This is a genomic window from Streptomyces subrutilus, from assembly GCF_001746425.1.
Taxonomy (GTDB): domain Bacteria; phylum Actinomycetota; class Actinomycetes; order Streptomycetales; family Streptomycetaceae; genus Streptomyces; species Streptomyces subrutilus_A.
In genome coordinates this window covers 1,613,742-1,627,397 of sequence record NZ_MEHK01000001.1, presented here as the reverse complement: position 1 = coordinate 1,627,397, position 13,656 = coordinate 1,613,742, and the positions used below count along the sequence as shown (strand labels likewise).

Annotated in this window: 11 protein-coding genes; 9 read left to right on the top strand and 2 right to left on the bottom strand. The window is 71.0% G+C overall.

All coding sequences use genetic code 11. The features are described 5' to 3' along the window. Window positions 1-142: 142 nt before the first annotated feature. The 5 genes from yajC (at window position 143) to BGK67_RS08270 (ending at window position 6,858) form a co-directional block, all read left to right on the top strand. Window positions 143-589, top strand: coding sequence for a preprotein translocase subunit YajC (gene yajC, locus BGK67_RS08290; protein ID WP_069919472.1), 447 nt, complete (start codon window positions 143-145; stop codon window positions 587-589). A 156-nt stretch (window positions 590-745) separates the two neighbouring features. Beyond that, the gene (secD, locus tag BGK67_RS08285; RefSeq protein WP_079154082.1) at window positions 746-2,551 is read left to right on the top strand and encodes a protein translocase subunit SecD; all 1,806 of its coding nucleotides are present in this window, start codon (window positions 746-748) and stop codon (window positions 2,549-2,551) included. 3 nt (window positions 2,552-2,554) lie between these two features. Next, on the top strand, window positions 2,555-3,613 hold the full coding sequence (secF, locus tag BGK67_RS08280) for a protein translocase subunit SecF (RefSeq protein ID WP_069919471.1): 1,059 nt from the start codon (window positions 2,555-2,557) through the stop codon (window positions 3,611-3,613). A gap of 11 nt (window positions 3,614-3,624) precedes the next feature. Beyond that, window positions 3,625-4,167 (top strand): adenine phosphoribosyltransferase, encoded by a 543-nt coding sequence (locus BGK67_RS08275; RefSeq protein ID WP_107488945.1) that lies wholly within the window; start codon window positions 3,625-3,627, stop codon window positions 4,165-4,167. Window positions 4,168-4,425: 258 nt separating this feature from the next. Then, window positions 4,426-6,858 (top strand): RelA/SpoT family protein, encoded by a 2,433-nt coding sequence (locus BGK67_RS08270; RefSeq protein ID WP_069919469.1) that lies wholly within the window; start codon window positions 4,426-4,428, stop codon window positions 6,856-6,858. Between the two features lie 67 nt (window positions 6,859-6,925). Here the strand turns inward: BGK67_RS08270 and BGK67_RS08265 are convergent, their stop codons facing one another. Both BGK67_RS08265 and BGK67_RS08260 read right to left on the bottom strand, forming a co-directional pair. Continuing rightward, window positions 6,926-8,155, bottom strand: a complete 1,230-nt coding sequence (locus BGK67_RS08265) for a DUF349 domain-containing protein (protein WP_069919468.1) — start codon at window positions 8,153-8,155, stop codon at window positions 6,926-6,928. 194 nt (window positions 8,156-8,349) lie between these two features. Beyond that, window positions 8,350-9,132, bottom strand: a complete 783-nt coding sequence (locus BGK67_RS08260; protein ID WP_069919467.1) for a peptidylprolyl isomerase — start codon at window positions 9,130-9,132, stop codon at window positions 8,350-8,352. Between the two features lie 153 nt (window positions 9,133-9,285). Between BGK67_RS08260 and BGK67_RS08255 the strand changes: the two genes are divergently transcribed. The 4 genes from BGK67_RS08255 (at window position 9,286) to BGK67_RS08240 (ending at window position 13,411) form a co-directional block, all read left to right on the top strand. Further along, window positions 9,286-10,008: an MBL fold metallo-hydrolase gene (locus tag BGK67_RS08255; protein ID WP_069919466.1), complete on the top strand. Its 723-nt coding sequence runs from the start codon at window positions 9,286-9,288 to the stop codon at window positions 10,006-10,008. A gap of 10 nt (window positions 10,009-10,018) precedes the next feature. Then, window positions 10,019-11,278, top strand: a complete 1,260-nt coding sequence (gene hisS / locus BGK67_RS08250; RefSeq protein ID WP_069919465.1) for a histidine--tRNA ligase — start codon at window positions 10,019-10,021, stop codon at window positions 11,276-11,278. A 118-nt stretch (window positions 11,279-11,396) separates the two neighbouring features. After that, the gene (locus BGK67_RS08245; RefSeq protein WP_069919464.1) at window positions 11,397-12,014 is read left to right on the top strand and encodes a vitamin K epoxide reductase family protein; all 618 of its coding nucleotides are present in this window, start codon (window positions 11,397-11,399) and stop codon (window positions 12,012-12,014) included. A 44-nt stretch (window positions 12,015-12,058) separates the two neighbouring features. After that, window positions 12,059-13,411, top strand: a complete 1,353-nt coding sequence (locus BGK67_RS08240) for a replication-associated recombination protein A (protein WP_069919463.1) — start codon at window positions 12,059-12,061, stop codon at window positions 13,409-13,411. The last annotated feature ends 245 nt before the right edge of the window (window positions 13,412-13,656 follow it).

Here is a 13,656-nt window from a genome sequence, read left to right as displayed (position 1 = left end):
GGAACTGCGGTGCCATGCTGGGCGTTGTTCCATCGGTGCGGACTCGCCTAGACTCCGCCGATGCCGACCTTTCGGGTCGGCATGCCCACCCCCGTAGAAATGGCCGCCGTCCGCGTGCGGTCGTGCGAAGGATCTCCGTCCCGTGAATCTCGTGACACTCCTCCCGTTCATCGTGCTCATCGGGGCGATGTTCCTGATGACCCGCTCCGCGAAGAAGAAGCAGCAGGCGGCCGCGCAGATGCGCGACCAGATGACGCCCGGCACCGGGGTCCGCACCATCGGCGGCATGTACGCCACGGTGAAGGAGATCGGCGACGACACCGTCACCCTGGAGGTGGCTCCCGGCGTCCACGCGATCTACGCGAAGAACGCCATCGGCGCCGTCCTCGAGGACGCGGAATACAACCGCATCGTCCACGGCGCCACCGATGATCTGACCATCGACACGCCGGTCGTCCCCGACGACGCCTCCTCGCTCACGGAGAAGGACCAGGACGCGGCCCCCAAGCTCGACCTCGGCAAGAAGGACGAGCCGAAGGACGACGAGCCCAAGGACGGCAAGGCGGACGGCGAGCCCGGCGCCAAGTAGCGCTCGGGCCGGGGACCGCGAAGGCGCCTGATCGGCGGCCGTCGCGGTCCCGGCCAGCGACCCACTTCTGCGGGGGGCAGGGGTCCCCACCACACATTTCGTGGCCGTCCGCGCGCTGACCCGGCGCGGGACGGTTGGACAGGGAGAAACGACAAGGTGGCAGCACCGAAGAAGGGCCGGCGGCCCACGGGGGCTCAGGGGAGGCCGGGGCGTGCCCTGGCGATCATCCTGATCGCGATGGTGGCGCTCACCGCGGGGATGTTCCTCTCTAAGCAGACGACTCCCCGGCTGGGCATCGACCTCGCCGGCGGCACGAGCATCACGCTCAAGGCCAAGAGCGAGCCCGGCAAGCCGGACGCGATCAACGAGACCAACATGAACACGGCGGTCGGCATCATCGAGCGCCGCGTCAACGGTCTCGGCGTGTCGGAGGCCGAGGTCCAGACGCAGGGCCGCGACCACATCATCGTGAACATCCCCAAGGGGACGAACGAGCAGCAGGCGCGCGAGCAGGTCGGTACCACCGCCCAGCTGTACTTCCGCCCGGTCCTCGCCTTCGCCGACGGCGCCCCCGCCGCGCCCGAGGGCGCCCAGAGCCCGAGCCCCTCCGCGAGCGGCTCCGGCGCTCCCAAGGCCGAGGACGGCAAGTCCCCGTCGGCCACCCCGTCGTCCAGCGCCACTTCCCAGGGCCGTGCGCTCAGCGAGGCCCTCAAGGCCCCGAACGCCCCCACTCCCACCCCCTCGGGTGGCGAGTCGAAGAAGGCAGACGACAACAAGGCCGCTCCGACCCCGTCGGGCTCGGCATCGGGCGCACCGTCCCCCTCCACGCCCCCGACCGGCGAGGACACCGCCGCCGCGGGCCTGCAGGAGGCCTTCGCCAAGCTGGACTGCACCAACGAGGAGCAGCGCGCGGCCGCCGGCAAGGGCGTCAAGCCCGAAGACCCGATGATCGCCTGCGGCCAGCGCGGCGCCGCCTGGGGCAAGTGGATCCTGGGCCCGGCGCAGGTCGACGGCAAGGACGTCAAGGACGCCAAGGGCATCATCGACCCGCAGCGCGGCATGTGGATCGTCACCATGCAGTTCACCGACAACGGCGCCGACAAGTTCGCCAAGATCACCGGTGAGCTCGCCACCAAGCAGGCCCCGCAGAACCAGTTCGCGATCGTGCTCGACGGCCAGGTCATCTCCGACCCGTCCGTCAGCCAGGCGCTGACCGGCGGCAACGCCGAGATCTCCGGCGGCTTCACCCAGCAGTCCGCGCAGGACCTGGGCAACATGCTCTCGTACGGCGCCCTGCCGCTGTCCTTCAGCGAGGACAGCGTCACCACCGTCACGGCCGCGCTCGGCGGCGAGCAGCTGAAGGCCGGCCTCATCGCCGGCGCCATCGGCCTGCTGCTCGTGGTGATCTACCTGCTCGTGTACTACCGGGGCCTGGCCTTCGTCGCCATCATCAGCCTCCTGGTGTCCGCGATCCTCACCTACACGATCATGGCGCTCCTCGGAAAGGGCATCGGCTTCGCGCTGAACCTGCCCGCCGTCTGCGGTGCCATCGTCGCGATCGGCATCACGGCGGACTCGTTCATCGTCTACTTCGAACGCATCCGCGACGAGATCCGCGAGGGCCGCACCCTGCGTCCGGCCGTCGAGCGCGCCTGGCCGCGGGCCCGGCGCACCATCCTGGTCTCCGACTTCGTGTCGTTCCTGGCGGCCGCGGTGCTGTTCATCGTCACCGTCGGCAAGGTGCAGGGCTTCGCCTTCACGCTGGGTCTCACCACCCTGCTCGACGTGGTCGTGGTGTTCCTCTTCACCAAGCCGATCATGACGCTGCTGGCCCGTACGAAGTTCTTCGCCAGCGGTCACCCGTGGTCCGGGCTGGACCCGAAGCGGCTCGGCGCGAAGCCGCCGCTGCGCCGGTCCCGCCGTACCGCCGCACCCGCCCCCGTCGACGCAAAGGAGGCGTGAGAGATGTCGAAGCTGGGAGATCTCGGCGCCAGGCTGTACCGCGGTGAGGTCGGCTACGACTTCGTCGGCAAGCGCTTCATCTGGTACGGCGTTTCCATCCTGATCACCATCACGGCGATCGCGGCCCTGGCCGTCCAAGGCCTCAACATGGGCATCGAGTTCAAGGGCGGTGCCGTCTTCACCACCCCGAAGACGGCCGTCTCCGTCGCCAAGGCGACCGAGGACGCGGAGAAGGCCTCGGGCCACGACGCGATCGTCCAGGAGCTCGGCACCGGCGGCCTGCGGATCCAGATCTCCGGTCTGGACACCGACACCGCGACCACGGTGAAGAAGCAGCTCGCCACCGACCTCAAGGTCACCGAGGCCGACATCAACGCGGACCTCGTCGGCCCCAGCTGGGGCGAGCAGATCGCCAACAAGGCCTGGACGGGCCTCGGCATCTTCATGGTCCTCGTGGTGATCTACCTGGCCATCGCCTTCGAGTGGCGGATGGCGGTCGCGGCGCTGATCGCCCTGATCCACGACCTGACGATCACGGTCGGCATCTACTCGCTGGTCGGCTTCGAGGTCACGCCGGGTACGGTCATCGGCCTGCTGACGATCCTCGGCTACTCGCTCTACGACACCGTCGTCGTCTTCGACGGTCTCAAGGAGGGGTCGAAGGACATCACCAAGCAGACCCGCTTCACGTACAGCGAGATCGCCAACCGCAGCATCAACGGCACGCTGGTCCGCTCGATCAACACCACCGTCGTGGCGCTGCTCCCGGTGGCGGCCCTGCTGTTCATCGGCGGCGGCCTGCTGGACGCCGGCATGCTGAACGACATCTCGCTGTCGCTGTTCGTCGGCCTCGCGGCCGGCGCGTACTCCTCGATCTTCATCGCGACCCCGCTGGTCGTCGACCTCAAGGAGCGCGAGCCGGCGATGAAGGCCCTGAAGAAGCGGGTGCTCGCGAAGCGGGCGGCCGCGGCGGCGAAGGGCGAGTCCGCGGACGGCGAGGGCCCCGTCGGGGACGAGCCGCAGGTCGTGGCGCAGGGCCGGCAGCCGGGGCGGCGCCCGTGACGGCGGCGCCCCTGCCCGAGGACGTGCGCGAGCTGCTGCTCAGCCGGATCAAGGACGTGGCGGACTACCCGAAGCCGGGCGTGATGTTCAAGGACATCACCCCGCTGCTGGCGGACGCGAAGGCGTTCGCGGCGCTGACGGACGCGCTGGTGGCGCTGGCCGGCCGGTACGGGGCCACGAAGATCGTCGGGCTGGAGGCGCGCGGGTTCATCCTGGCGGCCCCGGTGGCCGTACAGGCCGGGATCGGCTTCGTTCCGGTGCGCAAGGCCGGGAAGCTGCCGGGGGCGACGCTGGCGCAGTCGTACGAGCTGGAGTACGGGACCGCGGAGATCGAGGTCCACGCGGAGGATCTGTCGGCCGGTGACCGCGTCATGGTCATCGACGACGTCCTGGCCACCGGCGGCACCGCCGAAGCCTCGCTCTCGCTGATCCGGCGGGCCGGGGCGGAGGTCGCCGGCGTGGCGGTCCTGATGGAGCTGTCGTTCCTGCCCGGGCGCCTGCGGCTGGCCGGTGCGCTGGGTGGGGCCCCGCTGGACGCGCTGATCGTGGTCTGACCCCTTGCACCCCGCCGAGCGGCGGGCACCCGGGACCCCCCGAGTGCCCGCCGCTCGCACGTGCGGCCCCGCCCCCAGGGGCTCCGCCCCGCGCCTCAGACCCCCGGCGAGGCTGAGTGCCCCGGGGCCGGGGCGGCTGAGGCGGAGGCTCGGCGAACGAGGCGGCCGAACCCTCGCTACGATGGGTTATCCGGACCGGACACGGGCACCGGATCCTCCCCCAGAATCCGTCCGGGGGGACCCCCAGGAGGAGCGCTCTTGCCAGACGAGGTCCAGCCACTCCCCGCCGCGCAGCCCGACCCGCAGGCCGAGCAGGCCACGGCGGCCGCCGCCACGCCCCCGCCGGCCCCTCCGGCTCCGCCGGTCAAGCCCGCGCCGGCGAAGTCGGCCGGGTCCTCCAACCGGGTGCGCGCCCGGCTCGCCCGGCTGGGCGTCCAGCGCTCGAACCCGTACAACCCGGTCCTGGAGCCCCTGCTCCGCATAGTCCGCAGCAACGACCCGAAGATCGAGACGGCGACGCTGCGCCAGCTGGAACAGGCCTACCAGGTCGCCGAGCGCTGGCACCGCGGCCAGAAGCGCAAGAGCGGCGACCCGTACATCACCCACCCGCTCGCGGTCACCACCATCCTCGCCGAGCTCGGCATGGACCCGGCCACCCTGATGGCCGGGCTGCTGCACGACACCGTCGAGGACACCGAGTACGGCCTCGAAGACCTGCGCCGCGACTTCGGCGACGCGGTGGCCCTCCTCGTGGACGGCGTCACCAAGCTCGACCGGGTCAAGTTCGGCGAGGCCGCCCAGGCCGAGACCGTCCGCAAGATGGTCGTGGCGATGGCCAAAGACCCCCGGGTCCTGGTGATCAAGCTCGCCGACCGCCTGCACAACATGCGCACCATGCGCTACCTCAAGCGGGAGAAGCAGGAGAAGAAGGCCCGCGAGACCCTCGAGATCTACGCCCCGCTGGCGCACCGGCTGGGCATGAACACGATCAAGTGGGAGCTCGAAGACCTCTCCTTCGCGATCCTCTACCCGAAGATGTACGACGAGATCGTGCGCCTGGTCGCCGAGCGCGCCCCCAAGCGCGACGAGTACCTCGCCGTCGTCACGGACGAGGTGATGGTCGACCTCAGGGCCGCGCGCATCAAGGCCACCGTCACCGGCCGGCCCAAGCACTACTACAGCGTCTACCAGAAGATGATCGTCCGCGGCCGTGACTTCGCGGAGATCTACGACCTGGTGGGCATCCGCGTCCTCGTCGACACCGTGCGGGACTGCTACGCGGCCCTCGGCACGGTGCACGCGCGGTGGAACCCGGTCCCCGGCCGGTTCAAGGACTACATCGCGATGCCCAAGTTCAACATGTACCAGTCGCTGCACACGACGGTCATCGGGCCCAGCGGCAAGCCGGTCGAGCTCCAGATCCGCACCTTCGACATGCACCGCCGCGCCGAGTACGGCATCGCCGCCCACTGGAAGTACAAGCAGCAGACCGTCGCCGGCACCTCCAAGGTCCGCACCGACGTCCCCCAGGCCGCCAAGGGCAGCGCCGGGCAGGACACGGTCAACGACATGGCCTGGCTGCGCCAGCTGCTCGACTGGCAGAAGGAGACCGAGGACCCGGGCGAGTTCCTCGACTCCCTGCGCTTCGACCTCTCCCGCAACGAGGTCTTCGTCTTCACGCCCAAGGGCGACGTCATAGCGCTGCCGGCCGGAGCCACGCCCGTGGACTTCGCGTACGCCGTCCACACCGAGGTCGGCCACCGGACCATAGGGGCCAGGGTCAACGGCCGTCTGGTCCCGCTGGAATCCACCCTCGACAACGGCGACCTGGTCGAGGTCTTCACCTCCAAGGCCGAGGGCGCGGGCCCGTCCCGCGACTGGCTCGGCTTCGTCAAGTCCCCGCGGGCCCGCAACAAGATCCGCGGCTGGTTCTCCAAGGAGCGCCGCGACGAGGCCATCGAGCACGGCAAGGACGCCATCGCGCGGGCCATGCGCAAGCAGAACCTGCCGATCCAGCGCATCCTGACCGGCGACTCCCTCGTCACCCTCGCGCACGAGATGCGCTACCCCGACATCTCCTCCCTGTACGCGGCGATCGGCGAGGGCCACGTGGCCGCGCAGGGCGTCGTGCAGAAGCTCGTGCAGGCCCTCGGCGGCGAGGACGCCGCCAACGAGGACATCGAGGAGCCCATCCCGCCGGCGCGCTCCCGCGGCAAGCGGCGCAGCAACGCCGACCCGGGTGTCGTGGTCAAGGGCGTCGACGACGTGTGGGTCAAGCTGGCCCGCTGCTGCACCCCGGTGCCGGGCGACCCGATCATCGGGTTCGTCACGCGCGGCAGCGGCGTATCGGTTCACCGCGCGGACTGCGTCAACGTCGACTCGCTCTCCCAGCAGCCCGAGCGGATGCTGGAGGTCGAGTGGGCCCCCACCCAGTCCTCGGTCTTCCTGGTGGCCATCCAGGTCGAGGCCCTGGACCGGTCCCGCCTGCTGTCGGACGTCACGCGCGTCCTGTCGGACCAGCACGTGAACATCCTGTCGGCCGCCGTCCAGACCTCCCGCGACCGCGTGGCCACCTCCCGCTTCACCTTCGAGATGGGCGACCCCAAGCACCTGGGCCACGTCCTGAAGGCCGTACGGGGTGTGGAGGGCGTGTACGACGTCTACCGCGTGACCTCGGCCCGCCGGCCGTAGCCCCGTGCACGAGGGCCCCGGTACGCATGACGCGTACCGGGGCCCTCGCCGTTGCTCGGGGGACCGCTCAGCCGCCGAACTCCTCCAGGCCCTTCAGGGCCTGGTCCAGCAGGGCCTGGCGGCCCTCCAGCTCGCGCGAGAGCTTGTCGGCCTTCGCGTTGTTGCCCGCCGCGCGCGCCGCGTCGATCTGCTCACGCAGTTTGTCGACGGCCGCCTGGAGCTGGCCCGTCAGACCGGCGGCACGCGCCCGCGCCTCCGGGTTCGTACGGCGCCACTCGCCCTCCTCGGCCTCCTGGATGGCCCGCTCCACGGAGTGCATCCGGCCCTCGACCTTCGGCCGGGCGTCCCGCGGCACGTGGCCGATGGCCTCCCAGCGCTCGTTGAGGGAGCGGAACGCGGCCCGGGCCGCCTTCAGGTCGGTGATCGGGACGAGCTTCTCGGCCTCGTCGGCCAGCTCCTCCTTCAGCTTCAGGTTCTCCACCTGCTCGGCGTCGCGCTCCGCGAAGACCTCGCTGCGCGCCGCGAAGAACACGTCCTGCGCACCGCGGAAGCGGTTCCACAGGTCGTCCTCGGCCTCGCGCTGCGCCCGGCCCGCCGCCTTCCAGTCCGCCATCAGCTCGCGGTAGCGGGCGGCCGTCGGACCCCAGTCGGTCGACTTCGACAGCGACTCGGCCTCGGCGACCAGCTTCTCCTTGACCTTGCGGGCGTCCTCGCGCTGCGCGTCGAGCGAGGCGAAGTGCGCCTTGCGGCGCTTGGAGAACGCGGAGCGGGCGTGCGAGAAGCGGTGCCACAGCTCGTCGTCCGACTTGCGGTCCAGCCGCGGCAGGCCCTTCCAGATGTCCACCAGGGCGCGCAGCCGCTCGCCCGCACTGCGCCACTGGTCGCTCTGCGCCAGCTGCTCGGCCTCGACGACCAGCGCGTCCTTGGCCGCGCGGGCCTCGTCGGTCTGCTTGGCCTTCTGGGCCTTGCGCTCCTCGCGCCGCGACTCGACGGTCTCGACCAGCTTGTCCAGCCGGACGCGCAGCGCGTCGAGGTCGCCCACGGCGTGGTGCTCGTCGACCTGCGTGCGCAGGTGGTCGATCGCCGTCTGCGCGTCCTTGGCGGACAGATCGGTGGTCCGCACCCGCTTTTCGAGGAGGCCGATCTCGACCACCAGGCCCTCGTACTTGCGCTCGAAATAGGCCAGGGCCTCCTCAGGGGTGCCCGCCTGCCACGAACCGACGACCTTCTCGCCATCGGCAGTGCGCACGTACACGGTGCCCGTCTCGTCGACTCGGCCCCACGGGTCGCTGCTCACAGCGCCTCCTCCACCTGATGCCCTGCGAGGGGTTCACCCCCTGGGCATCGTCCACAGTTTCCTGGGGCGGGCCGCGCCCGCCCTGCACAACGCCAACATAGGCGACCGCCGGGCCGGCTGTCCGCATCCCGCACGACGGAATATCCGCGTACGGGCGGTAAGGGGGGCGCCGGGCCCGTGGCAGCCGCCTCGGGTCAGTTCTGGGTCACGGTGCCCTTCTCGATCTTGACCTCGTTCTTCGGGGCCCCGTCCTGGCCGCCGTCGGCCGTACCGGCCTTCGCGATCTCCTCCAGGACCTTCATGCCCGCCGCGTCGATCTTGCCGAACGGGGTGTACGAGGGCGCCAGCGGGCTGTCCTTGTAGACCAGGAAGAACTGGCTGCCGCCCGAGCCGGGCTGGCCGGTGTTGGCCATCGCCACGGTGCCGGCAGGGTAGACGACCTGGCCCTGCTCGTTCGCCTTGCCGAGCGAGTCCAGGTTCTCGTCCGGGATGTTGTAGCCGGGGCCGCCCATGCCGGTGCCCTCGGGGTCGCCGCACTGGAGCACGAAGATCCCGCTGGAGGTCAGCCGGTGGCACTTGGTGTTGTCGAAGTAGCCCTTGTCGGCGAGCGACTTGAACGAGTTCACGGTCTGCGGGGTCTTCGCCGCGTCCATCGCGAAGCCGATGTCGCCCGCGCTGGTCTTCAGGGCGAAGGTGTACTTCGCCTTCTGGTCGATGGCCATCTCGGGCGACGGGGACTGCTTCGGGGTCGGCGCGGCCGACGGACTGGCGGCCGGGTCGGCCGCCTGGTCCTTCGTGTCCTTGTCGAAGACGCCGCCCACGATGAGGCCGACCAGCGTCGCGACCACCACGGCCACCGCCGCGCCGATCACCGCCGCCCGTCGGCGCGCCTTCTGCCGGGCCTCGGCCCGGCGCTTCTGCTGGCGCTCGTACTTCTCCTTGGCGAGCTGTCGCCGCCGCTGATCGCTCGTGACCACCGGGTCGTCTCCTTGTGCGTCTCTGGTACCGCTGTCCGGGCTGGGTTAGGCCGTACCGTATATGGGTTCGCTGTGTGATGAGCGGCGCCGGTAGGCTCTGAGCAGCAGCATTCCGATCTGCAGCCTCCCGCCGGACGACGATTGAGGACGAACGTGCTGATTGCCGGGTTCCCCGCCGGGGCCTGGGGGACCAACTGTTACCTGGTCGCCCCCGCCGCCGGTGAGGAGTGCGTCATCATCGACCCGGGCCACCAGGCCGTCCAGGGTGTCGAGGAGACGCTGAAGAAGCATCGGCTCAAGCCCGTCGCGGTCGTGCTGACCCACGGCCACATCGATCATGTGGCCTCGGTGGTCCCGGTGTGCGGAGCGCACGACGTACCGGCCTGGATCCACCCCGAGGACCGCTACATGATGAGCGACCCGGAGAAGGCCCTCGGCCGCTCCATCGGTATGCCGCTCATGGGAGAGCTGACCGTGGGCGAGCCGGACGACGTCCGCGAGCTGACCGACGGCGCCGCCCTGAAGCTGGCCGGAATGGACTTCTCCGTGGCGCACGCGCCGGGGCATACCAAGGGGTCGGTGACCTTCCGGATGCCGGAGTCCCCGGACGTGCCGTCCGTGTTCTTCTCCGGCGACCTGCTCTTCGCCGGCTCCATCGGACGCACCGACCTGCCCGGCGGCTCCCACGCCGAGATGCTCGAGTCGCTGGGCCGCGTGTGCCTGCCGCTCGACGACTCGACCGTGGTGCTGTCCGGCCACGGTCCCCAGACCACCATCGGCCGCGAGCGCGCGACCAACCCGTACCTGCGGGAAGTGGCCGCAGGCCGCCGAGGGCACGCAGCGGACCCGACAGCCGCTCCACGACGAGGAATGTGACGAGAGTTCCGTGGCTACTTTTCAGGCCCCCAAGGGCACGTACGACCTGATCCCGCCGGTCTCGGTGAAGTACCTGGCGGTACGCGAGGCCATCGCGGCCCCGCTGCGCAACTCCGGCTACGGCTACATCGAGACCCCCGGATTCGAGGACGTGGGCCTCTTCGCCCGCGGCGTCGGCGAGTCCACCGACATCGTCTCCAAGGAGATGTACGCCTTCGAGACCAAGGGCGGCGACCAGCTGGCCCTGCGCCCCGAGGGAACCGCCTCCGTGCTGCGCGCGGCCCTGGAGGCCAGCCTGCACAAGAAGGGCAACCTGCCGGTCAAGCTCTGGTACTCCGGCTCGTACTACCGCTACGAGAAGCCGCAGGCGGGCCGCTACCGCCACTTCTCGCAGGTCGGCGCCGAGGCGATCGGCGCCGAGGACCCGGCCCTCGACGCCGAGCTGATCATCCTGGCCGACCAGGCGTACCGCTCGCTGGGCCTGCGCAACTTCCGGATCCTGCTGAACTCGCTGGGCGACCAGGAGTGCCGCCCGGTGTACCGGGAGGCGCTGCAGTCCTTCCTGCGCGGCCTCGACCTGGACGCGGAGACCATCCGCCGCGCCGAGATCAACCCGCTGCGGGTGCTCGACGACAAGCGCTCCGACGTCCAGAAGCAGCTGGTGGGCGCGCCGGTGCTGCGCGACTACCTGTGCGACGCGTGCAAGGCGTACCACGAGGAGGTGCGGGCCCTGATCACGGCGGCCGGCGTCGCCTTCGAGGACGACGAGAAGCTCGTGCGCGGCCTGGACTACTACACCCGGACCACCTTCGAGTTCGTCCACGACGGCCTGGGCTCGCAGTCCGCGGTCGGCGGCGGCGGCCGCTACGACGGCCTGTCCGAGATGATCGGCGGCCCGGCGCTGCCGTCGGTGGGCTGGGCGCTGGGCGTCGACCGTACGGTGCTCGCGCTCCAGGCCGAGGGCGTCGAGCTGGACATCCCCGCGGCGACCTCGGTGTTCGCCGTGGCCCTGGGCGAGGCCAAGCCGGTCCTGTTCGGGCTGGTGACCCAGCTGCGCAAGGCGGGGATCGCCGCGGACATGTCCTACGGGGGCAAGGGCCTCAAGGGCGCGATGAAGGACGCGAACCGCAGCGGCGCCCGCTTCGCGGTCGTCGCGGGCGACCGCGACCTCGCAGAGGGCGTCGTCCAGCTGAAGGACATGGAGTCCGGCGAGCAGGCCGCCGTGCCCGTCGCCGAGCTCGTCGACACGGTCGCGGCGCGCCTCGCCTGAGGCGGCGGCAGCACAGCACGGGACGGGGCCGGGGATGTTTCCCCGGCCCCGTCCGTTCACAGCGGCGTACGGCACAATGGCCGGTGCTTGTTGACCTTGCAGATGTGGAGCGGGCGGTATGACGACACGAGCTACGGACGCGGACGCCGCCCCGGGGAACACCGTCGGGGGCAGCCGGGCGCTCGCCCTGCTGCTGGTGATCACGGGGGCCGCGGGCCTCCTCGCCGCCTGGGTGATCACGATCGACAAGTTCAAGCTGCTCGAGGACCCGGACTTCGTGCCGGGCTGCAGCCTCAACCCGATCGTCTCCTGCGGCAACATCATGAAGAGCGAGGAGGCCGCCGTCTTCGGCTTCCCGAACCCGATGCTCGGACTGGTCGCCTACGGCATCGTCATCTGCGTGGGCATGAGCCTGCTGGCCGGGGCCCGGTTCCGCCGCTGGTACTGGCTGACGCTGAACGCGGGCACCCTCTTCGGCGTCGTGTTCTGCGCCTGGCTGACCTACCAGTCGCTCTACGACATCAGCTCGCTGTGCCTGTGGTGCTGCCTGGCCTGGGTCGCCACGATCCTGATGTTCTGGTACGTCACCTCGCACAACGTGCGCCAGGGCCTGCTGCCCGCGCCGGGCTGGCTGAGGGCCTTCCTCGACGAGTTCACCTGGGTGCTCCCGGTCCTGCACATCGGGATCATCGGGATGCTGATCCTCACCCGCTGGTGGGACTTCTGGACCTCCTGACCGGCGGCGGCGGGACTGTCGGTGGCCTCGCTTAGGCTTCCTGTGTGGAACCAGACCTGTTCACCGCCGCTGCCGAAGACCGCCAGGAGAAGGACCCCTCGACCTCTCCGCTCGCCGTCCGGATGCGCCCGCGCACCCTGGACGAGGTCGTCGGCCAGCAGCACCTGCTGAAGCCGGGATCACCGCTGCGCCGGCTGGTCGGGGACGGGGCCGGCGGCCCGGCCGGTGCCTCCTCGGTGATCCTCTGGGGCCCGCCGGGCATCGGGAAGACGACCCTGGCCTATGTGGTCAGCCAGGCCACGCAGAAGCGGTTCGTCGAACTGTCCGCCATCACGGCGGGCGTCAAAGAGGTACGGGCGGTCATCGAGGGCGCCAAACGCGCGGCCGGCGGCTACGGCAAGGACACCGTCCTCTTCCTCGACGAGATCCACCGCTTCAGCAAGGCGCAGCAGGACTCGCTGCTCCCGGCCGTCGAGAACCGCTGGGTGACGCTGATCGCGGCCACCACCGAGAACCCGTACTTCTCGATCATCTCCCCGCTGCTGTCGCGCTCGCTGCTGCTGACGCTGGAGCCGCTGACGGACGAGGACCTGAGCGCGCTGATGCGGCGGGCGCTGACGGAGGAGCGGGGCCTGGGCGGGGCGGTCACCCTGCCCGCCGACGCCGAGGCGCACCTGCTGCGCATCGCCGGCGGCGACGCCCGGCGGGCGCTCACCGCGCTGGAGGCGGGGGCCGGGGCGGCCATCGCCAAGGGCGAGGAGGAGATCACCCTCCAGACGGTGGAGGAGGCCGTCGACCGCGCCGCCGTCCGCTACGACCGGGACGGCGACCAGCACTACGACGTGGCGAGCGCACTGATCAAGTCGATCCGCGGGTCGGACGTGGACGCGGCGCTGCACTACCTGGCCCGGATGATCGACGCGGGGGAGGACCCGCGGTTCATCGCGCGGCGCCTGATGATCTCGGCGAGCGAGGACATCGGCCTGGCCGACCCGACGGCCCTGCCGATCGCGGTGGCCGCGGCCCAGGCGGTGGCGATGATCGGCTTCCCGGAGGCGGCGCTGACCCTCTCGCACGCCACGATCGCGCTGGCGCTGGCCCCGAAGTCGAACACGGCCACGACCGCGATCGGGGCGGCGCTGGCGGACGTGCGGGCCGGGCTGGCCGGGTCCGTGCCGGCGCACCTGCGGGACGGGCACTACAAGGGGGCCGCGAAGCTGGGGCACGCGGTGGGGTACGTGTACCCGCACGACGTGCCGGGCGGCATCGCCGCGCAGCAGTACGCGCCGGACGAGGTGCACGGGAAGCGGTACTACGAGCCGACGCGGTACGGGGCGGAGGCGCGGTACGCGGACGTGGTGGAGAAGGTGCGGGAGCGGCTGCGCGGCGGATCCTGACCCGCGGCGCCGCTGCCCGGCTCCGCGCCTCGGCCGCCGCCGGGGCCGCGATGGCCGGGCTCGTCGCATGGGACGTCCGGCGGCGCTCGCCCTCGCCGTGACGGCGGTGCTCCTGGCGGTCGCGTGTCACCACGACGACCCCGCGCCGGGGGAGGCCAGGGCGCCGGTGGCCCGGGTGCCGCCGGTCGGCGCCGGGTTTCCGCCGAGCGCAAGGCCAAGGACCGGTTGTCGTGACCCCGCCGGAG

Bases quoted from the DNA above. Each gene is read 5' to 3' on its own strand.
- BGK67_RS08245 (WP_069919464.1), top strand. From the start codon at position 11,397: ATGACGACACGAGCTACGGACGCGGACGCCGCCCCGGGGAACACCGTC.
- secF (WP_069919471.1), top strand. From the start codon at position 2,555: ATGTCGAAGCTGGGAGATCTCGGCGCCAGGCTGTACCGCGGTGAGGTC.